The organism is Roseomonas populi, from assembly GCF_024594815.1.
GTDB lineage: Bacteria > Pseudomonadota > Alphaproteobacteria > Acetobacterales > Acetobacteraceae > Roseomonas > Roseomonas populi.
The window spans coordinates 106,805-132,317 of the sequence record NZ_JANJOU010000001.1; the positions used below are offsets into that span (position 1 = coordinate 106,805).

Consider the following 25,513-nt stretch of genomic DNA (forward strand, 5'->3'; position numbering starts at 1 on the left):
ACGAGCCGGGCCCGGCAAAGGAAACACCGCGCCATGCTCTTCGACTTCGCGGCCCTGCAGAAGAAGGACCGCTACAAGCTGGTGGTCTCCACTATCGTCCCCCGCCCCATTGCCTGGATGGTCACGCAGGACGCACAGGGCCGGACCAACGCCGCCCCCTTCTCCTTCTTCAACGTCTTCAGCAACGATCCCGTCGTTGTCGGCATCGGCGTCGGTGCCCGCGGCATGGGCGGTGAGGAGGTGGCGGACATGAAGGACACGATGGACAACATCCGCGCCATCGGGGAGTTCACCGTCTGCCTCGTCAGCGAGGAGCTGGCCGAGGCCATGAACGTCACCGGCGCCGATTACCCTACGGGGGTGGACGAGATCGCCATGGCAGGCCTCACCACCGCCCCATCGGCGAAGATCCGCCCGCCCCGCATCGCGGAGAGCCCGGTGGCGCTGGAATGCCGGCTCTGGCAGGCCATCCCGATCGGAACGCACAACCTGGTGCTGGGGGAGGTTCTGGCCGTCCATGTGCGGGACGAGTGCATGCTGGACGTGGACCGCCTCTACGTGGACACCCCGAAGCTGAACCTCGTGGGCCGCATGCATGGTGGGGGCTGGTACGCACGCACCACGGACCGCTTCGACATGCCGCGCGTCACGCCGGAGCAGGTGGAGACCCGCCGCAAGGGCTGAGGCGCCGCCGAAGGACCCCGGCAGCCCCCCAGCAGGCTCGCCGGCCCGCCCGGCCCGGGAAACTGGCCCAGCGGGCCCGATTGTGCTAGTTTTGTTCCATGCGGATCTATCTTGCGGGCCCGGAGGTCTTCCTGCCGGATGCCGGCGCGCTGGCCGACGCCAAGCGCGCACTCTGCGCGCGCCACGGCGCCACCGGCATCTTCCCCACGGACCACATCCACTGCCCTGAGGCGGATGCGGCCGAGGAGGAGTGGCTGGCCATCTACCTCCGCAACGAGGCCCATATTCGCGGGGCGGACGCGCTGATCGCCAACCTCACCCCGTTCCGCGGCCCCTCCGCCGATGCGGGAACGGTGTACGAGTTGGGCTTCATGCGCGGCCTTGGCCGCCCTATCGCCGCCTACGCCAACACCGTCCTCCCCTTCGAGGAGCGCACCCGCGCCTTCCTGGGCCCCGCAGGGCGGCCGCGCCCGGAGGGCGGCTGGGAGGATTCGGAGGGCATGCAGCTGGAGGCCTTCGGCCGGCACGACAACCTGATGATCGACGGCGGGATCCGCGCCTCCGGCGGCCCCCTCGTCACCCGCGCCGTGCCGGAGGAAGGGCGCTGGCGCGACCTGGCCGCCTTCGAGGAGGCCCTGCGTCTCCTCCTGCGGGCCCGCTGAGCAGAATTCGCGCCGCAGCGGCTTGCCCCGCCGCCGCAGCCCCCCTATACCCCGCCGCCGTTGGACAGGTGGCCGAGTGGTCGAAGGCGCGCGCCTGGAAAGTGCGTATAGGTCAAAAGCCTATCGTGGGTTCGAATCCCACCCTGTCCGCCATCTCCCCCTCTTTCTTTCCGCTCGTTGCGTCCGTCCTAGTACGGTTTGATCCCGCGGTGGCTTGATCCAGCCCCGGTTTTCAGCGACCAGCCGTTCCGCGGCCCCGTCCGCGGGGGCATCCCCGGCCGATGCCCGCCACCTCTCCTCCCCGCCGGAGCGAACGACGCATGACGACGATCTGGATCGATGTGGAGGACCTGTTCGACTACGCCGTGGCGAACCCCCGGCCGAGCGGCATCCAGCGCGTCGAGTACGAGATCTGCCGCTGCCTCGTGACCGCGCAGGGAGAAGGCGCCGTCCGCTTCCTGCGTCACACCGACGGCGGCCGTGATTTCCGTACCGTTCCCTGGTCGGCGGTGGAGGCGCTCTTCGCCGGCCTCACTAAGCCGAAGGATGATGATGGCGGGGCCGACGCGGCCCCCGCCCCTGCCGTCGGCGAGCTGACCCCGGCCGTGCCGGATGCCCCGCCCCCGCCGCGCCGCCTGCGCCGCCGGATCCTCAGCTGGCTGGCCCGCCGCACCCCTGCCCCGCTGCGGGCCCCGCTGGGCGATGCCGTCATCCAGCAGATCGGGGCGTTGCGGAGCGCGGCCCAGGCCGGGCGCATCGCCGCCTCTTCCATCCGCCCGCGGCCGCGCCCCGCGGCCCTGCCAGCGCCGATGCCGGCGCCCGCCACCGCGGCCGGATCCCCCGTTGCCTTGCCGCAGGCGGGCGCCGCCGACCCCTTCCAGTCCGCCGAGCCGGGCGACACCCTGCTCGTCCTCGGCTCCCCCTGGTTCCACGCGGACTACGGCGCGCTGATCGAGCGTATGAAGGCGACGAGGGGCATCCGTTTCGGCGTGCTCCTCTACGACATCATCCCGCTGCGGCGGCCGGAGTTCTGCGACCAGGGGCTGGTGCGGATCTTCGAGCACTGGCTGAGCACCGTCCTGCCCCACGCCGACGTGCTGATGGCCATCTCCAAGGCCAGCGCCGACGACATCGACGCCTACGGTAAGGAGAAGGGCTGGAACCTGAAGGCCCGGCCGGTCAGCATCCCCATGGGCACGGGCTTCGGCACCCCCGCCCCCGCCGCGCGCCTGCCTGGGCGCGATTACCCGGAGGAGGGCAGCTACGCCCTCATCGTCTCCACGATCGAGGCGCGGAAGAACCACATCCTGCTCTTCCGCGTGTGGCGCCGGATGCTGGAGGAGATGCCGCGGGAGAAGGTGCCCACCCTCGTCTTCGCCGGGCGCGTGGGCTGGATGGTCTCCGACCTGATGCAGCAGCTGAAGAACGCCAACTACCTGGACGGCAAGCTGGTGCTCTTCCGGGACCCCACGGACGGCGAGCTGAGCACCCTCTACCAGGGCGCGCTCTTCACCCTCTTCCCTTCCTTCTACGAGGGCTGGGGCCTGCCGGTGACGGAGAGCCTGGCCTTCGGCAAGCCCGCCATCATCTCCAGCAGCACCTCCCTGCCGGAGGCGGGCGGCACGCTCGCCCGATACTTCGACCCGGAGAACACGGCCGAGGCCTACAGCGTGGTGCGGCAGGTGGTGGAGGACCCGGAGGGGCTGCGCCGCTGGCAGTCCCGTGTCGCGCGGGAGTTCCGCCCGGTTTCCTGGGACGAGGCCGCCGAGGCCGTGCTGCGCGCCCTGCACGAGCCGGCACCGGCGGCGTAGCGCCGCCCGTCAGCGCCAGGCCGACAGCAGCGTCTCTGTGTCCACCGCTTCCACCTGCTGGCCGTAGCGTTCGCGGTAGAGGGTCAGCAGCGCGTCATGGGTGCGGTCGGAGGAGGAGCAGAGCGCGTCCGTGGGGATGATCACGCGGTAGCCCCGGTCCACCGCCCCCAGCACCGCCGCCAGCACGCAGACATCCGTCTCCGCCCCCGTGACGACGACCGTGTCCGTCCCCCGTTCCCGCAGCAGCGCGTCCAGTTCCGGCTGGAGCCAGGGGGAATAGACGGGCTTGTCGATGACGGTAGCGGGCGGCACGAAGCGGGCGAGGCTCGGGAGCATTTCCACCATGGATTCCGGCAGGGCCTCCAGCGTCATGCCGGACCAGCGCTTCCAGTAGCGGTTCCAGGTGCCCGTCCCCTCACCAGGGCGAGCGGCGGGTATGAAGCGGGTGAAGATCGTCTCCGCCGGGTGGGCTTCGGTGATCCGCTCCACCACGGGCAGCACGCGTTTCATCCAGGGCGTGTGCCATTCCGTGCCCTCCGCGAAGAGGTTCTGCATGTCCACGCAGAGATGCACGCAATTCGGCCCGAGCGGGCCGAATTGCAGCCCTTCCTTTTCGTCCGGCATTCCCGGCCCTCCCCTTGGTTCCGTCGCCAGGAACGCAGGAAATGGCCGGAGGATACGCGGGGTGGTTACCTGAAATCCCCCGCGTTCACATAGGTTTAGGCGATCGGCCTAGCGTCCCTTCTCCTTCCGCCACTCCGCGAAGATCTCCAGGTTCTTCGGGTCGGTGGCGGGATACAGGCCGCGGATCGTGTGCCCGGCGCGCACGCGCTCCGTCACGAAGTCCTCGTAGGCCGTCATCTCCACGGCCTCATTCGCGATCTCGTCCGCGATCCCGGCGGGGATGACGATCACCCCGTCCCCATCGCCCACGATCACATCGCCCGGGAAGACCGGCGCGTCGCCGCAGCCGATCGGCACGTTCAGGTCGACCGCCTGGTTCAGCGTCAGGTTCGTCGGCGCGGAAGGGCGGGAGTGATAGGCCGGGATGTCCATCCCCGCGATCTCCGCCGCATCGCGGAAGCCGCCATCCGTCACAACGCCAGCCACGCCGCGCACCATCAGCCGCGTGACGAGGATGGAGCCGGCGGAGGCCGCGCGCGCGTCCTTGCGGCTGTCCATCACCAGCACGGCGCCGGGCGGGCAGGATTCCACGCCCTTGCGCTGCGGGTGCTCGGGGTCGCGGAACACCTCAAGCCCGTTCAGGTCCTCGCGGGCGGGGATGTAGCGGAGCGTATAGGCCTCGCCGACCATGCTCTCGGTCGGCTGGCGCAGCGGCCGCACGTCCTGGATGAACTGCTGGCGCAGGCCGCGCTTGTAGAGCGCGGTGGCGAGCGTGGCGGTGCTGACGCCCTTCAGCTTCTGGCGCGTCGCGTCGGAAAGCGGCATCTGGATCGTTCCCCCGGGTTGCTTCTCAGTAGATCACGGGCTCGGGCACGGGCGCGCCGAACTCTGTCCGCAGGAAGTCGAAGTCGCAGCCCTCGTTCGCCTGCTGGATGTGCTTGGTGAACATGTAGCCGTAGCCCCGCTCGAAGCGCGGCTCCGGCGCCTTCCAGGCGGCGCGGCGGGCGGCCAGCTCCTCCTCGGAGACTTCCATGTTGATGGTCCGCGCATCCACGTCCACCGTGACGATGTCGCCGGTCTTAAGCAGCGCCAGCGGCCCGCCGATGTAGGATTCCGGGGAGACGTGCAGCACGCAGGCGCCGTAGGAAGTGCCGGACATCCGCGCATCGGACATGCGCATCATGTCGCGCAGCCCCATCTTCAGCAGCTTCTTCGGCATTGGCAGCATGCCCCATTCCGGCATGCCCGGGCCGCCCTGCGGCCCCGCGTTGCGGAGCACCATCACCGTGTCCGGCGTGAAGGGATAGCTCTCGTCGTCCACCGCCTTCTTCATCGAGGGGTAGTCGTCGAACACGACCGCCGGGCCGGAGTGCTTCAGGAAGCGCTGGTCCATCGCCGCCGGCTTGATGACGCAGCCATCGGGCGCAAGGTTCCCCTTCAGCACGGCCAGCGATCCCTCCCCGTAGATCGGGTTCGCGGTGCTGCGGATCACGTCGTCGTTGTAGACCCGCGCGCCCTCGATGTTCTCGCCCAGCGTCTTGCCGGTCACGGTGACGCAGGACAGGTCCAGGTGCTCGCGGATGTTGCCCATCAGCGCGCGGATGCCGCCGGCGTAGAAGAAGTCCTCCATCAGGTACTTGTCGCCCGAGGGACGGACGTTGCCGATGACCGGCACGCGGCGGGAGTAGCGCTCGAAGTCGTCCAGCCCGACATCCTGCCCCGCGCGGCGCGCCATGGCGATCAGGTGGATGATGGCGTTGGTGGAGCAGCCCATGGCCATGGCCACCGCGATCGCATTGCCGAAGGCGGCCTTGGTCTGGATCTTCTGCGGCGTCAGATCCTCCCACACCATCTCCACGATCCGCCGCCCGCTCTCGCTCGCCAGCCGGATGTGGCCGGCATCGGGGGCCGGGATGGAGGAGCCGCCCGGCAGCACCATACCCACCGCCTCCGCGATGGCCGTCATCGTGCTTGCCGTGCCCATGGTCATGCAGGTGCCGTAGGAACGGGCGATGCCGCCCTCCACCCCCAGCCAGTCCTGGTCCGTGATCTTCCCGGCGCGCAGCTCGTCCCAGTACTTCCAGCTGTCGGAGCCCGAGCCGAGCACCTTGCCCTGCCAGTTGCCGCGCAGCATCGGCCCGGCCGGGAAGTAGATGGCGGGGATGTTCATGCTGGTGGCGCCCAGCAGCAGCCCCGGCGTCGTCTTGTCGCAGCCGCCCATCAGCACCACGCCGTCCACGGGGTGGGAGCGCAGAAGCTCCTCCGTCTCCATCGCCAGCATGTTGCGGTACATCATGGTGGTCGGCTTGACGAAGCTCTCGGAGACGGAGAGCGCCGGCAGCTCAACCGGGAAGCCGCCCGCCATCAGGATGCCGCGCTTCACGTCGTCCACGCGCGTCTTGAAGTGGGAGTGGCAGGGCTGCAGGTCGGACCAGGTGTTGACGATCGCGATGACCGGCTTGCCCGTCCACTCCTCCGGCGCGTAGCCCATCTGCATGGCGCGGGACCGGTGCCCGAAGCTCCGGAGGTCGGCCGGGCCGAACCAGCGGCGGGAGCGCAGCTCCTCGACGGACTTGCGCTTCGGCCCACCCTCGGTCGGCCCGGGCTCGAGGGATTCGGGCGGCAGGTTCGGATCGGACATGGTGCTCTCCCGGACGGCGTTCAGACTGACATAGCAGATTCATCGCCCGACGCCAGAGGCCGGGAATGCGCGGCGTCCCGTTGCGGCGGCGCACAATGCCTGTTTCCCTTGATGCTGAACTCGCAGGGGGACAGGCGCAAATGGAGAGGCTTTTCCGGCTCTCGGAGAACGGCACCACGCCAGGGCGGGAGGTGGTGGCGGGGCTGACCACCTTCCTCACCATGGCCTACATCATCGTGGTCAACCCGCAGATCCTTACGGCCGCGGGCATCGACCCAGGCGCGGCCTTCGTCGCCACCTGCCTGGCCGCGGCCATCGGCTGCGCGCTGATGGCCTTCCTGGCGAACTATCCCATCGCCCTCGCGCCGGGGATGGGCCTGAACGCCTATTTCGCCTTCTCCGTGGTGGGCGGGATGCACATCCCCTGGCAGGTGGCGCTGGGGGCGGTGTTCCTCTCCGGCATCATCTTCCTGATCGTCTCCCTGGTCGGCTTCCGGGAATGGCTGATCAACGGCATCCCCATCTCCCTCAAGCTTGGCATCGCCGCGGGGATCGGGTTCTTCCTCGGGCTGATCGGGCTGGAGAACCTCGGGCTGGTGGTGGATAACCCGGCGACGCTGGTTGGAATGGGCAGTGTTCGCGCCACGCCGGTGCTGCTGGGCTGCCTGGGCTTCGTCATCATCGCGGGCATGGCAGCTCGCAATGTGCCAGGCGGAATCGTCATCGGCATTCTCATCACCGCGGCCCTGGGCATCCCCTTCGGGCTGACGAAGCTCAACGGCATCGTCGCCATGCCGCCCTCCCTCGCGCCGACCTTCCTGCAGATGGACATCGCCGGCGCCCTCTCCCTTGGGGTCGCCGGCATCGTCTTCACCTTCTTCCTCGTGGACCTGCTGGACAACGCGGGCACGCTGATCGCCACCACCCACCGCGCCGGCTTCATGCGGCCGGACGGCACGGTGCCGCGGCTCGGCCGGGCGCTGCTGGCGGATTCGGGCGGGGCCATCCTCGGGGCCGCGCTCGGCACCTCCACCACCACTTCCTACATCGAGAGCGCGTCGGGCATCCAGGCGGGCGGGCGCACGGGGCTGACGGCGCTCACCGTCGGCGCGCTCTTCCTCCTCGCCCTCTTCCTTGCCCCACTCGCCACCTCCATCCCGGCCTTCGCGACGGCGCCGGCGCTGATCTTCGTCTCCTGCCTCATGGCCCATTCCCTGCGCGACCTGGCCTGGGACGACATGACGGAGTACCTGCCCGCGGTCCTCGGCGCGATCGCCATGCCCTTCACCTTCTCCATCGCCACGGGCATCGGCATCGGGTTCATCGCCTATGTCGCGATCAAGACCATCGCCGGGCGCCCAGGCGAGGTGCACGGCGCGGTGTGGCTCATCGCCGCGCTCTCGGCGGCCAAGTTCGCGCTCAGCTGAGCGGCGGGGCTGGCATGGGGATTGCTGCGCCGCAACCCGGCCGCAATCCCCATGCAAGGACCCGCCCATTGCCGCAGCCGACCCGGCGCGCTCTTCTCGCCAGCCCCGCCCTCCTCCTGCCGGCGGTCGCGCGGGCCCAGCCTTTCCCCGACCGCCCCATGCGGATGATCGTCCCCTTCCCGCCGGGCGGCGCGGCGGACTTCCTCGGCCGCGTGGCGGCTGAGCCCATGGCGAAGACCCTCGGCCAGCCCATCGCGGTGGAGAACCGCACGGGGGCCGGCGGCAACATCGGCACCGCCGTTGCGGCCCAGGCGGAGAAGGACGGCCACTCCATTCTCCTCAACGGCCTGCCCTACGCGGCGAACCGCTTCCTCTACGCCAGCCTTCCCTACGACCCGGACCAGGACTTCACGCCACTCGCCATGCTCGCCGTGGTGCCGAACATCATGGTCGTGTCCAAGGACCTGCCCGTGCGGAACGTGGCGGAGTTCGTCGCCTTGGCTAAAGCGAAGGGCGCGCACTACGCCTCCATCGGCAACGGCACCTCCCTGCACCTCGCCGGCGCGCAGTTCACCCTCGCCGCCGGCCTGGACATGACCCACGTGCCCTATCGCGAGACGGCCGCCGCCAACTCGGACGTCATGTCCGGCCGGGTGGAGGTGATGTTCCAGACCATCTCCGCCGCCGCCGGGCTGGTGAAGGGCGGCCGCATGAAGGCCCTCGCCGTGACGAGCGCCGAGCGCGTGCCCGCCTTCCCCGAGGTGCCGACGCTGCGGGAGGCGGGCATGGACCTCGTCTCCGTCGGCTGGTTCGGCCTCTTCGCGCCGCGCGGCGTGCCGGAGGACCGTGTGACCAGGCTCGAGGCGGCCACGATCGCCGCCGTGAACGACCCGGCCGTGAACGCCCGCATCCTGGAGACGGGCAGCCTGCCCCGCCCCCTGCCCGGCGCCGGGTTCGCCCGCTTCATCGCCGGGGAATCCGCGCGCATGGGCGCCACCATCCGCGCCGCCGGCATCCGCGCCGACTGACACCCCACCGAAGCACCGGGAACCCCGCACCATGCCCATGACCCCCGTGATCCCCGCTAGTTCCGGCAAGCCGATCGCGCCCTTCTCCCCCGGTGCCATGGCGGACGGCGTGCTCTACGTCTCCGGCACCCTGCCCTTCGACAAGGACAACAACGTCGTCCATGTCGGCGACGCCGCGGCCCAGACGCGCCACGTGCTGGAACTGATCAAGGGCGTGGTGGAAGCCGCCGGCGGCACCATGGCCGACGTGACGATGAACCACATCTTCGTCACGGACTGGGCCAATTACGGCGCCGTCAACGCCGTCTATGCCGAGTACTTCCCGGGCGACAAGCCGGCCCGCTACTGCATCCAGTGCGGGCTGGTGAAGCCGGACGCCCTCGTCGAGATCGCGACCGTGGCGCACATCGGCAAGTGAAGTACGAGATCACGGGAAAGCCCGGCGCGGAGGCGGTCGTCCTCTCCGCCGGGCTCGGCGGCGCGGCCGCCTTCTGGAAGCCGCAGATGGCGGCGCTGGGGGAGCATTTCCGCGTCGTCGCCTTCGACCAGCGCGGCACCGGTCGCAACGCGGAACCATTGCCGGAGGGCTACACCATCGCCCACATGGCCGATGACGTGGTGGAGGTGCTGGATGATGCCGGGATCGGCCGTGCCCACTTCATCGGCCACGCGCTGGGCGGCCTCGTCGGCCTGGAACTGGCCCGCCGTCATCCCGCGCGCCTCGGCCGCCTCGTGCCGGTGAACGCCTGGGCGAAGGTGGAGCGCCACTCCGAGCGGTGCTTCGACATCCGCATCGGCATCCTGAAATCCCAGGGCCCGGCCGCCTACGTCGCCGCCCAGCCGCTCTTCCTGCACACCGCACCCTACATGGCGGAGCACGACGAGAAGCTGGACGCCGAGATCGCCCACGGCACGGCGCACTTCCAGGGAGAGGAGAACCTGCTGCGCCGCATCGGCGCACTCCGCGCCTTCGACGCGCGGGCGGACCTCGCCTCCATCACGGCACCCACCCTCGTGGTCGCGGCGAAGGACGATTTGCTGGTGCCCTGGACCGCCTCGCAGAAGCTGGCGGATGGCCTGCCGGATGCCCGGCTCTGGCTGACTGAAACCGGCGGCCACGCATACACCGTGGAGCAGCCGGAGCCCTTCAACCGAGCCGTACTGCAGTTCCTGCTGGGGGGCTGACCGCCCCTACAGGTCCTCCTTCCGGCGAACGATCTCCGTCAGCAGCAGCTTCGCCACGTCGTGCGGGTCGCCCTCGCCGGCATGGCCGCTCTCCTCCGCCGCATAATCCTCCGAGCGGACGGTCACCAGGTCGCCCTCGACCCGGTACTCCCCCGCATGCTCCTTCCCGCCGACCTCGACGGTGACCATTCGCGGCTCGTCCATCTGCGACCTCGCTTTCCCGATCCGTGGAGACCGGGTTCAACGCCGGGGCCGGGCCGATGTTGCCGCTAGTGGATCCCGGCCCGGCGCAGTTCCGCCTCCAGCCGCCCGGTCAGGAACAGCCAGGCCATTCGCAGGTCAGACCCCAGGGACCAGAAGGGATAGGTGAAGGTGGCCGGCCGGTTCCGCTCGATCACCATGTGGCTGACCCAGGCAAAGAGATAGCCGCTGACCACCCCGGCCAGCACCAGCCACCACAGCCCCGCTAGCAGCCCGACCAGGACCAGCCCGACGCCCAGCACCGTGCCGAGCACGTGGATCCGTCGCGTTCGCGGATCGGCGTGCTCCCGCAGGTAGTACGGCCAGAAATCGGCGTAGCGGGTGAAGCGGGCCTGCATCCGGCGATGCTAGCTCCCTCCGCGCCCGCCCGCACCAGGGATCATGCCACCTGCCTGAAGGGCCGCAGGGCCCGCCCGCGGAAGCGCCGCACTACGGCCACGCCGAGGACCAGGAAGCCGGCCAGGACGATTAGCTGCGCGGCGCCGAAGCCCCCCTGCCCCAGCGCCGCAAGCGCGGGCACCTTCTGGAAGGCCTGCGCCACCGCCACGAAGGCGAGCAGGTACTCGCTCGCCACGAGGCAGGCGGCATAGGTGGCCGGCCGCCGGCCATGGCGCGCGAGCAGCGCAGCGGCGAGGATCGCCAGCGCCAGGGCACCGACGACCTGCGCCGGCGTGATCACGCCCGTCATGGGGAAGCCGTAGCCCGTGACGCTGGTCGCGATCGCGAACGCCAGGAAGGCACCGGTCCAGCCGCGCGGCACGCGGCGGGAGAGCAGCCCCGCCAGGGTCACGGCCCCGCTGGCCAGCGCGAGCAGGCTGAGCCAAGTGTGGAACCCGGTGAAGGTCGTCGGATCGAACATCGCCCTGTCCTCCGGAGGGAGGACGTTACCCTATCCCAACGATCAGGCCGGAAGCTTGTCGATTTCCGACATGATCCGCACCGTGGAACCGTACATCACCCGGCCCGCTGCACCGCCGCCAGCCGGGAATAGACCCCGCCCTGCCCCAGCAGCTCCCCGTGCCGCCCCTGCTCCACCACGCGCCCGGCATCCACCACCACGATGCGGTCCGCATCCCGGATCGTCGCCAGCCGGTGGGCGATCACCAGGCTGGTCCGCCCCTCGGACAGCTCCCGCAGGGATTCCTGGATCGCCCGCTCCGTCTCCGTGTCCAGCGCGGAAGTCGCCTCGTCCAGGATCAGGATCGGCGGGTTCTTCAGGAAGATGCGCGCGATCGCCAGCCGCTGCTTCTGCCCGCCGGAGAGCTTCACTCCCCGCTCCCCGATCACCGTATCCAGCCCTTCCGGCAGGGCGGCAATCACCCCGTCCAGCCGGGCCCGCCGCGCCGCCTCCAGGATCTCCGCCTCGCTCGCTTCCAGCCGGCCATAGGCGATGTTCTCGCGGATCGTGCCGCCGAACAGGAATACGTCCTGCTGGACGATCCCGATCTGCCCGCGCAGGGAGGCGAGGGTCATGTCCCGCACGTCGATCCCGTCGATGGTGATCCGCCCGCCCGCCACCTCGTAGAAGCGCGGCAGCAGGGAGCAGAGGGTCGTCTTCCCCGCGCCGGATGGACCGACGAAGGCCACCGTCTCCCCGGGCCGGATGTGCAGGTCGATCCCGTCCAGCACCGGCCGGCCATCGGCGTAGCCGAAGCGCACCCCCTCGTACCGAATCTCGCCGGAGAGCCCCGAAACCTCTCGCGCGCCGGGCCGGTCCACGATGTCCGGCTCCGTGTCCAGCAGCTCCGTGTAGCGGCGGAAGCCCGCGATGCCCTTGGGATAGGTCTCGATGACGGAGTTGATCTTCTCCACCGGCCGGAAGAACACCCCCACCAGCAGCAGGAAGCCGACGAACCCGCCCGCGGAGAGCTCCCCGCGCATCACGAAGAAGCTGCCGGCCACCATCACCACAAGTTGCGTGAGCCGCATGGACATGTAGGAGAGCGAGCCGCTGGCGGCCATCAACCGGTAGGCCTCCAGCTTCGTGGCCCGGTAGGCCGCATTGTCCCGCGCGAAGAGCCGCTTCTCGTGCTCCTCGTTGGCGAAGGCCTGCACCACGCGGATACCGCCCACATTCTCCTCGATCCGGGCGTTGAAGCCCCCCACTCGCCCGTAGATGGCGTGCCAGTTCCGCGTCATCCGCCCGCCAAACCGCGCAGTGAGCCACCCTGTGACGGGCACCACCGCCGCCGTGATCAGCGCGAGCTGCGGGTTCACGGTGAACATCAGGGCGAAGGCGCCGAGGAAGGTCATCACGGCGATGAACAGGTCCTCCGGCCCGTGATGGGCCACCTCCCCGATCTCCTCCAGGTCCTTTGTCCGCCGGGCCACGATGTGCCCGGTCTTGTTGTTGTCGAAGTAGGAGAAGGAGAGCTTCTGCAGGTGCGCGAAGGCGCGGCGCCGCATCTCCGTCTCGATGTTGATGCCAAGCATGTGGCCCCAGTAGGTCACCACGGCCATCAGCCCGGCATTCAGCAGGTACACCGCCAGCAGCCCCGCCGAGGCCAGCCCGATCAGCGCCCAATCCTGCCCGGGTAGAAGCCGGTCCACGAAAGCCTTCACGGCAATGGGGAAGCCCAGTTCCAGCACGCCCGAGAGAACGGCGCAGCCGAAGTCCAACAGGAACAGCCGCCGGTGCGGGCGGTAGTAGGCGAAGAAGCGCTTCAGCATGGCCGCCCCATACCACCCGGCCCGTCCTGCCACACCGCACAAGCGCGCAACCCGGCCTTGCCTTGCCGATCCATGACGGGCAGGAAATCAGGCGCCGTTCCGTCAGGTGTTCATGCCCGCCCCCGCTGCCTTCACCCCCTTCCGGAACCCCGCCTTCCGGATGCTCTGGATCGCGACCACCATCAGCAACATCGGCGGCTGGGTGCAGAGCACGGGGGCCGGGTGGCTGATGACCTCCCTCGACCCCTCGCCCCTCATGGTCAGCCTCGTGCAGGTGGCCTCCATGCTGCCGGTCTTCCTGCTGGCCCTGCCGGCTGGGGCGCTGGCGGACATCATGGACCGCCGGCGCTTCCTGATCCTCACCCAGATCTGGATCCTGACCACCGCGCTGATCCTCTGCGCCCTCACCGCCACCGGCCTGCTCGGGCCCTGGGGGCTGCTGGCGCTGACCTTCTGCATCGGAATCGGCGCCGCGGCGAACTTCCCGGCCTTCGGCGCAACCACGCCGGAGCTCGTCCGGCGCGAGGACCTGGTCCAGGCCATCGTCCTCAACTCCATGGGTTTCAACCTCGCCCGCGCCCTCGGCCCGGCGCTGGGCGGCCTGGTCCTCGGCTGGGCCGGGGCGGAGATCGCCTTCGCCCTCAACGCCACCTGCTTCCTCTACCTCACCGTCGCCCTCCTCCTCTGGCGCCGCGTGCCGGAGCGGAGCGAGGCACCTCGCGAGGGCCTGGCGGACGCCATCGGCAGCGGGCTGCGCTACGTCGTCGCCAGCCCGGTCATGCGGGGCGTGATCCTGCGCGCCACCGCCTGCTTCTTCGCGGGCACGGCCGTCTGGGGCCTGATGCCCCTGCTGGTGCGCTACCGCCTGGGCCTCGGCCCCGGTGCCTTCGGCCTCCTGCTCGGCGCCATGGGCGCTGGCGCGGTCATGGCCGGCTTCTTCCTGCCGGCGCTCCGCCGCCGGCTCTCGCTCTCCAACACCGTCGTCGTCTGCGCCTCCTGCGTCGGCCTCGCGATGATCGGCCTCGGCCTCTCCGGCCACTGGCTGCCCGCCGGGCTCGCCATGCTCTTTTACGGCGCGTCCTGGCTGGGCATGACCTCCACCCTCAGCGCCGCCGCCCAGCTCGGCGCCCGGCCCTGGGTGCGGGCCCGGGCCATCGGCCTCTTCCAGGTCGCGACCTTCGGGGCGATGGCCCTCGGCTCCGTCTGCGGCGGCGTCGGCGCGGCGCTGATCGGCGTTCCCGCCACCCTCATCGCCTCCGGCCTCATCGGCATCGGCCTCGCCTTCGCCACGCGGCGCCTGCCCATGGAGGCGGCGCCCCCGCCCCCCACCGCCACCCTGCACGCCGAGCCGGTGCCGGAAGCCCCCTCTCCGGAAATCCTCCCCAGCCTCGCCGCGGAGGAGGCGCGGCTGCTGGAATCCGTGCGCTACACCGTCCCCGCCGCCTCCCGGGCCGCCTTCCTCGCCGCGATGGCGGAGGTGCGCGGGGTGCGCCTGCGCGCGGGCGCGATCGTATGGCGCCTCTACGAGGATGTGGCCCACCCCGAGCGCTACGTGGAGCTATGGGCCGTCCGCTCCTGGACGGACCACCTGCGGGAGCAGTCGCGCCTGTCCGAGCAGGACCACGCCACCCTCGCCGCCGCCGCCGCCTTCCAGGAAGCGGGATCGGCGCCGGAGGCGGAGCGCTTCGTCCAGCTTCCCGTCTGATTGTCGGGCCGGGGCGCGATGGCCCCGGCCCGATCTCGCCCTTTCGTCAGGCCTGCGCGGGCGTGATCCGCACGGAGAGGTCGGGCAGCCCCTCGATCTTGCAGAGGATCACGTCGCCCGGCACCACCGGCCCCACATTCTCAGGGGTGCCGGAATAGATGATGTCCCCCGCCTTCAGCTCGAAGGCCTGGGACAGGTTGGCGATCTGCTCCGCCACGCTCCAGATCATCATGGAGAGGTCGGCGTTCTGCTTCACCTGCCCGTTCACCGCGAGCGAGATGGCGCCCTTGGTGAAGTGCCCGGTCCCCGCCACCGGATGGATCGGGCCGATGGGCGCGGAGCGGTCGAAGGCCTTGCCGATCTCCCAGGGCTTCTTCTGGTCGCCCATGCCGCGCTGCAGGTCGCGCCGCGTCATGTCCAGGCCCAGCGCGTAGCCGTAGACGTGCTCAAGCGCGCGGTCCGCGGCGATGTTCCGCCCGCCGGACTTCAGCGCGGCCACCAGCTCCACCTCGTAGTGATAGTTCTTCGTCAACGACGGGTAGGGATGGTCGCCCACCGTGCCGGGCGCCACGAACTGGATGGCGTCGGTCGGCTTCTGGAAGAAGAAGGGCGGCTCGCGCGTCGGATCGCTCCCCATCTCCCGCGCATGGGCGGCGTAGTTGCGGCCGATGCAGTAGATCCGCCGCACGGGGAAGGCCGCGTCGCTCCCCACCACCGGCACCGTCATTTGCGGAACCTCGAAGAGGGTGCGCGGGCCGGGCGCGACCTGCGCTTCCGCGGCCGCCGTGGCCCCCACCAGCCCCGCCGCGCCGAGCGGAAGCGCGGCGCCCAGCATCGTCCTGCGGTTTGTTCTCATGCTCATCTCCTCCGCCCCGCCCCGTTCCGGGACTTCAACGTGAAGGCTAGCACGCCGACAGGACCCGGCCATGCTCTGTGATGGCAGCAGCTTCGTCCTAGAAACCTTCCCCGGCGCCGTGCATTCGGGTTGCCGAGGACGGCATCCACCCCATCATCGGACCGTCCATCGGACTCGAGCACGAAGGAGCCCCCCGTGGCGACCAAGACCGAAGCCGGCAAGGTTCCCGGCAAGATCCCTACCCGCAACGACACCCCGAATAACGGCAAGGCCGTCTCCATCGGTGTTCTCCAGGCTTGCCTGGTGGACATGGCGGACCTGACCAACTCCACCAAGCAGGCGCACTGGAACGTCAAGGGCAGCCACTTCTACGGCCTGCACAAGATGTTCGAGGAGTTCTACACGATCCTCAACGAGCAGACCGACGAGATCGCGGAGCGCGCGGTCCAGCTCGGCGGCATCCCGGACGGCACGACGGAGACGATCGGGGCCACCAAGCGCATCGAGCGCTACGACAATAAGCTGCTCGACGGGCTGGAGCACTGCGCCGCGCTCGCCGACCGCTACGCCCAGATGGCCAAGGAGCTGCGCGAGGGCATCGACCAGACGGACGAGGCCGGCGACGCCGACACCTCCGACCTGCTGACCCAGGTCTCCCGCGAGGTGGACAAGATGTTGTGGATGATCGAGGCCCACCTGCAGGGCAAGGATTGATCCTTCCTCGGCCATCTGAAGGCCTGTTGACTGCCGCCCTGGAGCCGAGAGGCCCGGGGCGGTTGCTTTTTGGCCCCCCGCCGGGCTAGTTTGGGCCAGGGGACCAGAACAAGACATGAACGATCTATTCGGCGGTCGCCCCCCGAAGGGGCCGGCCCAGCAGAGCTATTCCGCGGCTGACATCGAGGTGCTGGAGGGGCTTGAGCCCGTCCGCCGCCGGCCCGGCATGTATATCGGCGGCACGGACGAGAACGCCCTGCACCACTTGGCGTCCGAGGTGATCGACAACGCCATGGACGAGGCGGTGGCCGGCCATGCCGACCGCATCGAGGTGACGCTGGAGGCCGATAACTGGCTGACCGTGCGGGACAATGGCCGCGGCATCCCCGTGGACCCGCATCCCAAGTTCCCGAAGCTTTCGGCCCTGGAGGTGATCCTCACCACCCTCCACTCAGGCGGCAAGTTCTCCGGCAAGGCCTACGACACCTCGGGCGGCCTGCACGGCGTCGGCTCCTCCGTGGTGAACGCCCTGTCCGAGCGGATGGAGGTGGAGGTCGCCCGCGACCGCACCCTGTTCACCCAGGCCTATTCGCGCGGGAAGCCGCTGGCGAAGCTGAAGAATGCCGGCCCGGTCCATAACCGGCGGGGCACCACCATCCGCTTCAAGCCGGACCCCGAGATCTTCGGCAAGCTGCACTTCCTGCCGGCGCGGCTGTACCGGTTCTGCCGGTCCAAGGCGTACCTCTACAAGGGCGTGGAGATCCGCTGGTCCTGCGATCCCTCCCTGGTGAAGGAGGAGACACCGTCCCAGGCGGTGCTGCACTTCCCGGGCGGGCTGGCGGACTACCTGGCCGCGGCCATCGAGGGCCGCCCCACCGTAGTCCCTTCCCCCTGGACCGGCGAGGTGACCTTCCCCGGCAATGCCGGCCGCGCCGAGTGGGCTGCCACCTGGCTGGAGGGGGGCGACGCCTTCCTCAACACCTACGCCAACACCATCCCCACCCCCCAGGGCGGCACGCACGAGACCGGCTTCCGCAACGCCCTGGTGAAGGGCCTGCGCGCCTATGGCGAGCTGAAGAAGGAGAAGCGCGCCGCGAACGTGACGGCGGAGGACCTGTTCGGCGGCTTGGCCGCCACCGTCTCCGTCTTCATCCGCGACCCGCAGTTCCAGGGGCAGACGAAAGACAAGCTCACCTCCCCCGAGGCCGCGCGCCTGGTGGAGAACGCGCTGCGCGACCACTTCGACCACTGGCTGACCGGCGATACCCGCACCGCAGACAACCTGCTGGCCTGGGCCATCGAGCGCGCCGAGGACCGCATCCGCCGGCGCGAGCAGAAGGACACGCCGCGCAAGACCGCGACCCGCAAGCTGCGCCTGCCGGGCAAGCTGGCGGATTGCAGCAGCGAGAACGCCGCCAGCACCGAGCTTTTCCTGGTGGAGGGCGACTCAGCGGGCGGCTCCGCGAAGCAGGCGCGGGACCGCGCGACACAGGCCGTGCTTCCGCTGCGCGGCAAGATCCTGAACGTCGCCTCCGCCTCCACGGAGAAGCTGCGCGCGAACCAGGAGCTGCGCGATCTGGTGGAGGCGCTGGGCTGCGGCGTGGGCGAGCGCTTCGACATGGCGAAGCTGCGCTACGGCCGCGTCATCGTCATGACAGATGCGGACGTGGACGGCGCCCATATCGCGGCCCTGCTGATGACCTTCTTTTACAAGGAACTGCCGGCCCTGGTACGGGAGGGCAAGGTCTTCCTCGCCCAGCCGCCCCTCTACCGCCTGCAGCACGGCGCGAAGTCGATCTACGCGCGGGACGACGCGGACCGGGAGCGCATCCTGAAGCGCGAGTTCAAGGCGAACCAGAAGGTCGAGGTCTCCCGCTTCAAGGGCCTGGGCGAGATGCCGCCCGCCTCGCTGAAGGAGACGACGATGGATCCGGCCAAGCGCACCCTGCTGCGCGTGGTCCTGCCCCAGGATGCCCGCGCGGAGACGGCGGAGTTGATCGAGGCGCTGATGGGCCGCAAGCCGGAGCTGCGCTTCCGCTTCATTCAGGAGAACGCGTCCAAGCTGGACGAGGCCGAGGTGGACGTCTGACCCAGCCGGGCGCCACCTGGGAAGTCCACCCAGGCCCGCAACGCTGAAAGGGCCGGGCCGCTCCCCCGGCCCGGTGCCGTCAGGCCGCGGCGGCCTGCAGCGCCTTCGCGGCCTTCCGGGCCGTCCGCTTCGCGGCCCCGCGCTTCGCTGCGGGCGCCGCCTTCTCCGATTTCAGCCGGGCGAGCAGCGCCAGTACCGCGGCCTCCTCCGGCTTCAGCCGCTCCATCTCCTCGCGCAGCTCCTCGTCCGCCGCCTCGGCGATCTCCAGCGCGAGCTGCCCGGCCATGTAGCCTTCCAGCAGATCGGGGTGGACGTAGCACTTGCGGCAGACCGTGGGCGTGTTCCCCAGCCGGGCGGAAACCTGCTCGATCGCCGCCCGCACGTTGCGCTTCGCGGCGGCCTGGGTGTCGAAGGTCTCGAACTCGCGCAGCGCCAGGGCGGCCATCACCGTGCCCGCCCAGGTGCGGAAGTCCTTGGCGGTAATGTCGCGCCCCGTGATCTCCTTCAGGTAGTCGTTCACGTCGCCGGAGGAGACGTCGTGCATCGTCCCGTCCTCCGCCGGCCAGGCGAAGAGCTCCTGCCCCGGCAGGTCCTGGCAGGCCTTCACAACCTTCGCGATGCGCCGGTCCTGCACGCCCAGCTTCCAGGTCTTCCCGCTCTTGCCCTTGAAGGCGAAGCGCATGCTCCCGCCTTCCACCTTCACGTGTCGGTTCCGCAGGGTGGTGAGGCCGAAGGAGCCGTTCTCCTTCGCGTAGTCGTCGTTGCCCACGCGGATCAGCGTCGTCTCCAGCAAGCGGACCACGGTGGCCAGCACCTTCTCGCGGCACAGTTCCTTCCGTGCCAAGTCGGCGGCCACCCGCGCGCGGATCGCCGGCAGGGCCTGGGCGAACTCCGCCATGTGCTCGTACTTCGTCGCGTCCCGCGTCTCCCGCCAGCGCGGGTGGTAGCGGTACTGCTTGCGCCCGCGCGCGTCCCGCCCCGTGGCCTGGATGTGGCCGTTGGCGTGGGGGCAGATCCAGACATCGGTATAGGCCGGCGGGATGGCGAGGGAACGGATCCGCTCCAGCAGCGCCTCGTCCTCGACGAGGTTGCCCGAGGTGTCCCGGTAGACGAATCCCTCGCCCTTCGCCTCCCGCGTGATCCCCGGCTTCGCGTCGCTGACGTAGCGCAGCCCCGCCGCCCGCGCCGCCTCGCGCGGATCGACGATGAGGCCCTCCTCCGTATCCGGGGCGCTGGTGGTGTCACGTGGCATGGCGTCGTTCCTTCCGCCGCAAGGAAGCGGCCCGCCACGCCTGCGGTTTCAGGAGGGTGACTTCAGGCGCGGGCCGGCCAGCCCAACCAGTCCCGCAGCATCGCCGTCACGGCCTCCGGCGCCTCCATCGGCGGCAGGTGCCCGCAGCCCGGAACCTCCCGCAGCACCGCGCCGGGAATCCCCGCCGCGATCTCCCGCGCGAGCTCCGGCGACGTCATCGCGTCCGCCTCCCCCACCGCCACCAGGGCGGGCACGGCGATCGCGCCCAGATCCGCGCGCGAATCCGGCCGCCCAAGGATGGCCGCCTGCTGCCGCAGGAACGCATCCCGCCCCACCCGCTCCGCCATGGCCATCACCTCCTCTGCCAGAGGACCGCCGAGGTTCGCTGGATGCAGGAGCCTGGGCAGGAGCCGCGGTGTGACGCCCCGGAACCGGCCGGAGCGGGTGAGCGAGATGAGCCCCCGCCTCTGCCGCGCCTGATCCGGCGTATCGGGCCGCGCGGAGGTGTCGAGCAAGGCCAGCCGCTCCACCCGCCCGGGTGCCCGCCGCATGACCTCGAACGCCGCGTAGCCGCCCATGGAGAGCCCGGCCATGGCGAAGCGTGGCGCGCCGGCCGCGTCCATCGCCGCCAGCGCCCGCTCGGCCATCGCGCCCAGGCTGTCGTCCAGGGTCACGTCCGCCACCACCGGCTCGGCCAGGTCCGCCAGGCCCGCGAGCTGATCGCGCCAGAGCCGCTCGTCACAGAGCAAGCCAGGAAGGAGCAGCAGGGGCGTGCGGGGCATCCGGCGTGTCAATCACGCCACGCAGGCCCGGGCAACCCGCCGCTGAGGCCCCGGGAAGCGCCGGATTTGGCTTGCAACCTTGCATCGCGGGCGCAGCGGGCGCATATCGCGCGCACGCGGCTGCGTGCCGCGCGGACGCGATTCCCGCTGGCTCGGGCGCGGCCGCGCCACGCCGGACCACTGGCCGGGCGCTCCGGCCATGCCGCACGGCGCCCGACCCCATATTGACCACGCAGCCGAGTTTTCGCCGCCCTTTGCCAGAGCCGGCCGGGCGGCGGCACAGGAACACACGCTTGAGCGAACACGACCAGCCCCGCCCCGCCGACAGCCTCTCCCCCGAGGAGCGTCCGGAGGAGATTCGCGAGGGCCTGCCCGAGGCGGGCGCGACCGGCAGCATCGAGGGCGCCGCGGACGGCGACCCCGTGGGCGAGGGTAGCTCCCCCGGCTTTCCCGAGCGCCCGGCCGCCTTTGAGGAAGCGGAGCCTGTCGCGGCCCTCGCCTCCGACGCCCCCGATGCGGGCGAGACCGGCGCGGACGAGGACGAGGACCCGGGCGAGACCGGCCCGGACGGGGACGAGGTCGGCGACGCGGGGGCGGACCTGGACGAGTCCTCGGACGAGTCCTCCGATGAGGATGACGAGTCCTCGGACGAGGATGATGAGGACGACGAGGAAGACGAGGACGAGGTGGCCGCCGCCTCCCGCGCCACCTTCGCCGACCTCGGCCTCTCCGAGCCCATCCTGCAGGCCGTGGCCGAGACGGGCTATGTCCACCCCACCCCGATCCAGGAAGCCGCCATTCCCGTGGTGCTGATGGGGCGCGACGTGCTGGGCTGCGCCCAGACCGGCACGGGCAAGACCGCCAGCTTCGTCCTGCCGATGATGGACATCCTGGCCGGGTCCCGCGCCAAGGCCCGCATGCCGCGCAGCCTGATCCTGGAGCCGACCCGCGAGCTGGCCCTTCAGGTCGCCGAGAACTTCGTGAAGTACGGCAAGCACCTGAGCCTCAACCACGCGCTGCTCATCGGCGGCGAGAGCATGGATGAGCAGAAGGCCGTGCTCGAGAAGGGCGTGGACGTGCTGATTGCCACCCCCGGCCGGCTGCTGGACCTGTTCGACCGCGGCCGCATCCTGCTGGCCGACTGCAAGGTGCTGGTGATCGACGAGGCGGACCGCATGCTGGACATGGGGTTCATCCCCGATGTCGAGCGCATCGTCTCCCTGCTTCCGCAGTTGCGCCAGACACTGTTCTTCTCCGCGACCATGGCGCCGGAGATCAAGCGCCTGGCCGATGCCTTCCTGCAGAACCCGCGCGAGATCAGCGTCTCCGCCCCTGCCTCCGTCGCCACGACCATCACGGCCGGCCTGGTCTGGGTGGGCGACCGCGACAAGCGTGAGGCGCTGCGCCGCCTGATCCGGCGCGAGCAGGTGCAGAACGCACTGATCTTCTGCAACCGCAAGGTTGACGTGGACATCCTGTTCAAGAGCCTGAAGAAGCACGGCTTCAGCGTGGGCGCCCTGCACGGCGACCTTGCCCAGTCGGTCCGCTTCGCGACGCTCGAAAAGTTCAAGAACAACGAGCTGCAGCTTCTCGTCTGTTCGGACGTGGCGGCGCGCGGCATCGACATCGGCGGCCTTTCCCACGTCTTCAACTTCGACGTGCCCTTCCACGCGGAGGACTATGTCCACCGCATCGGCCGCACCGGCCGCGCCGGGCGGGAAGGCCATGCCTATACCCTTGCTACCGCGGACGAGGCGAAGGCCGTGGCGGCGGTGGAGACCCTGACGGGCCGGCCCATCCCGCCCATGTCGATCGAGGGCATCGATCCCGTTGACCCGGAGGACATCCAGGCCGCGTTGAAGGCAACGGGCCGCGGGCGCGGCCGGGGCCGTGGCGGCGAGAGCCGCGGCGGGCGCGACGGCGGCCGGGGCGGGCGCGGCGATGCGCGCCGCGACCGCGGCGGCGAGGCCCGCGAGGGCGGCCGCCGGGAGGCGAATGGCCGGCGTGACGAGGGTCGGCGCGACGAGGCCCGCCGGGACGAGCCGCGCCGCGACGAGAAGCGGCGCGACGAGCCCCGCCGCGAGGAGCGCGAGGGCCGGGGCGGCCGTGAGAGCCGCAGCGCCGACCGGGTGCTGGACGAGGTGAACCGCGATGCCGCCCGCGAGAGCGGCCGCGACTGGGGCCGGGACGAGCGCCCACGCGACGACCGCGCCCGCCGCGACGACCGCTACCGCGACGACCGCCCGCGGGAAGATCGGGGCCGCCGCGACGACCGGCGCTATCGCCAGGACGATCTCGGCCCCTCCGTGGTTGGCTTCGGCGACGCGGTGCCTGCCTTCATGCTGATACCCATTCCCCGCCCTCGCCGGGTTCGGGACGACGAGGCCGAGGCGGCCTGACCCGCGGGAGGGGTTCCGGCCCCTCCCCGCCTCCATTGCTGGCGATCCCCCGCCTCCTGGGGCAGGATGCGCCCGCATTGGCATGACCCATCAGAGGAACGCAGAGATGAACGTCGTCACACAGGTAATGCCTGAGGCCCCGCAGGCCCGCGTTCCGCAGAAGATGGGTCAGTTCGTGTGGGAGGACCCGCTGCTGCTCGAGGAGCAGCTGACGGAGGACGAGCGCATGATCCGCGACGCGGCGCGGGATTTCTGCCAGTCCAAGCTCCTGCCCCGCGTGATCGAGGCCACCCGGCGCGAGCACTTCGACCGCGAGATCATGAACGAGTTCGGGGAGATGGGCTTCCTGGGCGCAACGCTCGACAGCCATGGCTGCGCTGGCGTCGGCTACGTCTCCTACGGCCTGATCTCTCGCGAGGTTGAGCGGGTGGACAGCGGCTACCGTTCCGCCTTCTCCGTGCAGTCCTCCCTGGTGATGTACCCGATCTGGGCCTTCGGCTCCGAGGCGCAGAAGGACAAGTTCCTGCCGAAGCTCCGCACCGGCGAGTTCGTCGGCTGCTTCGGCCTGACCGAGCCCGATGCCGGCTCCGACCCCAATTCCATGCGCACCCGCGCCAAGAAGGTGGATGGCGGCTACCTCGTCTCCGGATCCAAGACCTGGATCTCCAACTCCCCGATCGCCGATGTCTTCGTGGTCTGGGCGAAGGACGATGAAGGCGTGCTGCGCGGCTTCATCCTCGAGAAGGGCATGAAGGGCCTCACCGCGCCGAAGATCGAGGGCAAGCTGTCCCTGCGCGCCTCCGTCACCGGCATGATCATGATGGACGAGGTCTTCGTGCCGGAGGAGAACCGCCTCCCCGGCGTGAAGTCCCTGGCCGGCCCCTTCTCATGCCTCAACCGCGCCCGCTACGGCATCGCCTGGGGCGCGATGGGTGCCGCTGAGGATTGCTGGATGCGCGCCCGCGAGTACACGCTGGGCCGCAAGATGTTCGGCAAGCCTCTCGCCCAGACGCAGCTCATCCAGAAGAAGCTGGCGGACATGCAGACCGAGATCGCGCTTGGCCTGCAGGGCGTGCTGCGGCTGGGCCGGCTCTTCGACGAGCACAAGGCGGCGCCGGAGATGATCTCCATGATGAAGCGCAACAACTGCGGCAAGGCGCTCGACATCGCCCGCGTCTCTCGCGACATGCACGGCGGCAACGGGATCGTGGACGAGTACCACGTGATCCGCCACCTCATGAACCTGGAGACGGTGAACACCTACGAGGGCACGCACGACGTGCACGCCCTCATCCTCGGCCGCGCGCAGACCGGGCTGAACGCCTTCGGCTGATCCGCGCCGCCATTCGCGTTGAAGGGGCGGTCCCTCGGGGCCGCCCCTTCCTGTTTTTGGAATCCACCATGCGCGTGACAGTCGAGGCCATCGGCGCTGCCGGCGACGGCATTGCCCGCGATGAGGCGGGCCACCCCCTCTTCATCCCCTTCGCCCTGCCCGGCGAGACGGTGCAGGCGGAACCCGGCCCCGTCCGCGGAGAGGGCCGCGCCGCATCCCTCGCCGCCGTCGAGACCCCCTCCCCCGACCGCGTCGAGCCGCCCTGCCCGCATTTCGGCACCTGCGGCGGCTGCGCCGTGCAGCACTGGGCCCCGCCCGCCGTCGCCGCCTGGAAGGCCGCGCGCGTGTCGGAGGCCCTCTCCCGCGGCGGCTTCCCCGGCATTGCGGTGGAACCCGCGGTCCCCAGCCCGCCCAACAGCCGCCGCCGCGCCGATTTCGCGATCCGCCGGCGGCAGGACGGGATCGTCATCGGCTTCCACGCGCGCGGTAGCGCCGAGCCCTTCGACATGGCTGTCTGCTTCGTCATCGATCCGCGGCTGCTGGCCCTTGTGGGCCCGTTGCGGGTGATGCTGGCACGCCTGCCCGCGCTGAAGCGCAGCGGCTCGGCCATGGTGAACCTGCTGGACAGCGGCCCGGACCTCTGGCTCCGCACCGATGCGCCGCTCACCCCGACGGATCGGACGAGGCTGGCCGCCTTCGCCGCGGAGAACGGAATCCCCCGCATCGCCTGGTCCCGGGAGGGCACGCGCGACACGCCGGAGATCGCCGCCCAGTCGGGCCCGGTGCAGGCCAGCCTCTCCGGCGTGGCCGTGGTCCCCGCCCCCGGCGCCTTCCTGCAGGCCACGCCGCAGGGGGAGGCCGCCATCGCCGCGGCCGTGCTGGCCGGCCTGCCGCGGCGCATGCCCGGCAAGCCGCGCCTGATCGAGTTGCATGCCGGGCTCGGCACCCTCACCTTCCCGCTCGCCTCGAAGGGCCGGGTCGATGCCTTCGAGGGCGCGCCGGAGGCCGCCGCCGCCCTGCACACAGCGGCCGGCCGCGCCGGGGCCAAGGTGAAGGCCACGCGCCGCGACCTGGCGCGCCAGCCCCTCCTGCCCCCGGAGCTGAACGGCGCCGCCGCCCTGGTGCTGGACCCACCTTTCTCGGGCGCGGCCGAGCAGGCCGCCATCCTCGCCCGCAGCACCGTGCCGCGCGTGATCTACGTCTCCTGCAACCCCGCTGCCCTGGCACGGGACCTGGTGCCCTTCGCCCGCGCACCGGGCTGGCGGGTGGAGAGCGCGGTGGCGGTGGACCAGTTCCTCTGGTCCGCCCAGGTGGAAGCGGTCGTCACCCTCGCACGCGGCCCTTGATTAAGCCGCGGGAGTCCAGAACTCTTCGGCTCCGCCCGAAGGAA

The 25,513-nt window shown here is 70.5% G+C and carries 23 protein-coding genes and 1 tRNA gene; 14 read left to right on the top strand and 10 right to left on the bottom strand.

Translation table 11 applies throughout. The annotated features are described in order from the left end of the window. The first annotated feature begins 33 nt into the window (after positions 1–33). The 4 genes from NRP21_RS00510 to NRP21_RS00525 all read left to right on the top strand — a co-directional run bounded on the left by NRP21_RS00510 (position 34) and on the right by NRP21_RS00525 (position 3,157). Positions 34–684, top strand: a complete 651-nt coding sequence (locus tag NRP21_RS00510; protein ID WP_257714214.1) for a flavin reductase family protein — start codon at positions 34–36, stop codon at positions 682–684. Between the two features lie 98 nt (positions 685–782). Continuing rightward, complete coding sequence (locus NRP21_RS00515) at positions 783–1,346, top strand: nucleoside 2-deoxyribosyltransferase (protein WP_257714215.1); 564 nt, start codon at positions 783–785, stop codon at positions 1,344–1,346. A gap of 62 nt (positions 1,347–1,408) precedes the next feature. Then, a tRNA-Ser gene (locus NRP21_RS00520) sits at positions 1,409–1,499 on the top strand. Between the two features lie 167 nt (positions 1,500–1,666). Next, on the top strand, positions 1,667–3,157 hold the full coding sequence (locus NRP21_RS00525; RefSeq protein WP_257714216.1) for a glycosyltransferase family 4 protein: 1,491 nt from the start codon (positions 1,667–1,669) through the stop codon (positions 3,155–3,157). Between the two features lie 9 nt (positions 3,158–3,166). Here NRP21_RS00525 and NRP21_RS00530 read toward each other — a convergent pair whose 3' ends face one another. The 3 genes from NRP21_RS00530 to araD form a co-directional block, all read right to left on the bottom strand. Further along, on the bottom strand, positions 3,167–3,781 hold the full coding sequence (locus NRP21_RS00530; RefSeq protein WP_257714217.1) for a cysteine hydrolase family protein: 615 nt from the start codon (positions 3,779–3,781) through the stop codon (positions 3,167–3,169). Positions 3,782–3,889: 108 nt separating this feature from the next. After that, positions 3,890–4,606, bottom strand: coding sequence for a ribonuclease activity regulator RraA (locus NRP21_RS00535; protein ID WP_257714218.1), 717 nt, complete (start codon positions 4,604–4,606; stop codon positions 3,890–3,892). Between the two features lie 25 nt (positions 4,607–4,631). Then, entirely contained in the window at positions 4,632–6,422 is a 1,791-nt protein-coding gene (gene araD, locus NRP21_RS00540; RefSeq protein ID WP_257714219.1) for an L-arabinonate dehydratase, read from the bottom strand. A 140-nt stretch (positions 6,423–6,562) separates the two neighbouring features. On the opposite strand from araD, the gene NRP21_RS00545 reads away from it, so the two are divergent. The 4 genes from NRP21_RS00545 (at position 6,563) to rutD (ending at position 10,062) form a co-directional block, all read left to right on the top strand. After that, positions 6,563–7,849, top strand: coding sequence for an NCS2 family permease (locus NRP21_RS00545; protein ID WP_257714220.1), 1,287 nt, complete (start codon positions 6,563–6,565; stop codon positions 7,847–7,849). Positions 7,850–7,917: 68 nt separating this feature from the next. Next, complete coding sequence (locus tag NRP21_RS00550) at positions 7,918–8,877, top strand: Bug family tripartite tricarboxylate transporter substrate binding protein (RefSeq protein ID WP_257714221.1); 960 nt, start codon at positions 7,918–7,920, stop codon at positions 8,875–8,877. Between the two features lie 31 nt (positions 8,878–8,908). Next, a complete protein-coding gene (gene rutC, locus NRP21_RS00555; RefSeq protein WP_257714222.1) occupies positions 8,909–9,295 on the top strand; it encodes a pyrimidine utilization protein C in 387 nt (128 codons plus the stop codon). Further along, positions 9,292–10,062, top strand: coding sequence for a pyrimidine utilization protein D (gene rutD, locus NRP21_RS00560; RefSeq protein WP_257714223.1), 771 nt, complete (start codon positions 9,292–9,294; stop codon positions 10,060–10,062). The genes rutC and rutD overlap by 4 nt, the downstream gene beginning before the upstream one ends. A gap of 6 nt (positions 10,063–10,068) precedes the next feature. Here rutD and NRP21_RS00565 read toward each other — a convergent pair whose 3' ends face one another. The 4 genes from NRP21_RS00565 to NRP21_RS00580 all read right to left on the bottom strand — a co-directional run bounded on the left by NRP21_RS00565 (position 10,069) and on the right by NRP21_RS00580 (position 12,993). Further along, positions 10,069–10,266: a hypothetical protein gene (locus NRP21_RS00565; RefSeq protein ID WP_257714224.1), complete on the bottom strand. Its 198-nt coding sequence runs from the start codon at positions 10,264–10,266 to the stop codon at positions 10,069–10,071. Positions 10,267–10,331: 65 nt separating this feature from the next. Beyond that, entirely contained in the window at positions 10,332–10,661 is a 330-nt protein-coding gene (locus tag NRP21_RS00570) for a DUF962 domain-containing protein (protein WP_257714225.1), read from the bottom strand. Between the two features lie 41 nt (positions 10,662–10,702). Then, a complete protein-coding gene (locus NRP21_RS00575; protein ID WP_257714226.1) occupies positions 10,703–11,182 on the bottom strand; it encodes a hypothetical protein in 480 nt (159 codons plus the stop codon). 95 nt (positions 11,183–11,277) lie between these two features. Next, positions 11,278–12,993 carry an ABC transporter ATP-binding protein gene (locus NRP21_RS00580; RefSeq protein WP_257714227.1) on the bottom strand — a complete coding sequence of 572 codons (1,716 nt, stop codon included), beginning with the start codon at positions 12,991–12,993 and terminating at the stop codon, positions 11,278–11,280. Positions 12,994–13,105: 112 nt separating this feature from the next. On the opposite strand from NRP21_RS00580, the gene NRP21_RS00585 reads away from it, so the two are divergent. Beyond that, positions 13,106–14,698: an MFS transporter gene (locus NRP21_RS00585; RefSeq protein WP_257714228.1), complete on the top strand. Its 1,593-nt coding sequence runs from the start codon at positions 13,106–13,108 to the stop codon at positions 14,696–14,698. Between the two features lie 46 nt (positions 14,699–14,744). Here the strand turns inward: NRP21_RS00585 and NRP21_RS00590 are convergent, their stop codons facing one another. Continuing rightward, entirely contained in the window at positions 14,745–15,554 is an 810-nt protein-coding gene (locus NRP21_RS00590; RefSeq protein WP_308219855.1) for a fumarylacetoacetate hydrolase family protein, read from the bottom strand. A gap of 195 nt (positions 15,555–15,749) precedes the next feature. Between NRP21_RS00590 and dps the strand changes: the two genes are divergently transcribed. Both dps and parE read left to right on the top strand, forming a co-directional pair. After that, positions 15,750–16,268 (top strand): DNA starvation/stationary phase protection protein Dps, encoded by a 519-nt coding sequence (gene dps / locus NRP21_RS00595; RefSeq protein ID WP_257714229.1) that lies wholly within the window; start codon positions 15,750–15,752, stop codon positions 16,266–16,268. A 115-nt stretch (positions 16,269–16,383) separates the two neighbouring features. Further along, positions 16,384–18,357 carry a DNA topoisomerase IV subunit B gene (gene parE / locus NRP21_RS00600; RefSeq protein WP_257714230.1) on the top strand — a complete coding sequence of 658 codons (1,974 nt, stop codon included), beginning with the start codon at positions 16,384–16,386 and terminating at the stop codon, positions 18,355–18,357. A 79-nt stretch (positions 18,358–18,436) separates the two neighbouring features. Here parE and NRP21_RS00605 read toward each other — a convergent pair whose 3' ends face one another. Together NRP21_RS00605 and NRP21_RS00610 are read right to left on the bottom strand one after the other, a co-directional pair. Next, positions 18,437–19,609, bottom strand: coding sequence for a DNA topoisomerase IB (locus NRP21_RS00605; protein ID WP_257714231.1), 1,173 nt, complete (start codon positions 19,607–19,609; stop codon positions 18,437–18,439). Between the two features lie 62 nt (positions 19,610–19,671). Continuing rightward, positions 19,672–20,391 carry an alpha/beta hydrolase gene (locus NRP21_RS00610; RefSeq protein WP_257714232.1) on the bottom strand — a complete coding sequence of 240 codons (720 nt, stop codon included), beginning with the start codon at positions 20,389–20,391 and terminating at the stop codon, positions 19,672–19,674. A gap of 812 nt (positions 20,392–21,203) precedes the next feature. Between NRP21_RS00610 and NRP21_RS00615 the strand changes: the two genes are divergently transcribed. The 3 genes from NRP21_RS00615 to NRP21_RS00625 all read left to right on the top strand — a co-directional run bounded on the left by NRP21_RS00615 (position 21,204) and on the right by NRP21_RS00625 (position 25,469). Further along, complete coding sequence (locus NRP21_RS00615) at positions 21,204–22,790, top strand: DEAD/DEAH box helicase (protein ID WP_456300224.1); 1,587 nt, start codon at positions 21,204–21,206, stop codon at positions 22,788–22,790. Positions 22,791–22,896: 106 nt separating this feature from the next. Then, positions 22,897–24,123, top strand: a complete 1,227-nt coding sequence (locus tag NRP21_RS00620) for an acyl-CoA dehydrogenase (protein ID WP_456300221.1) — start codon at positions 22,897–22,899, stop codon at positions 24,121–24,123. A gap of 68 nt (positions 24,124–24,191) precedes the next feature. Continuing rightward, positions 24,192–25,469, top strand: a complete 1,278-nt coding sequence (locus tag NRP21_RS00625) for a class I SAM-dependent RNA methyltransferase (RefSeq protein WP_257714233.1) — start codon at positions 24,192–24,194, stop codon at positions 25,467–25,469. The last annotated feature ends 44 nt before the right edge of the window (positions 25,470–25,513 follow it).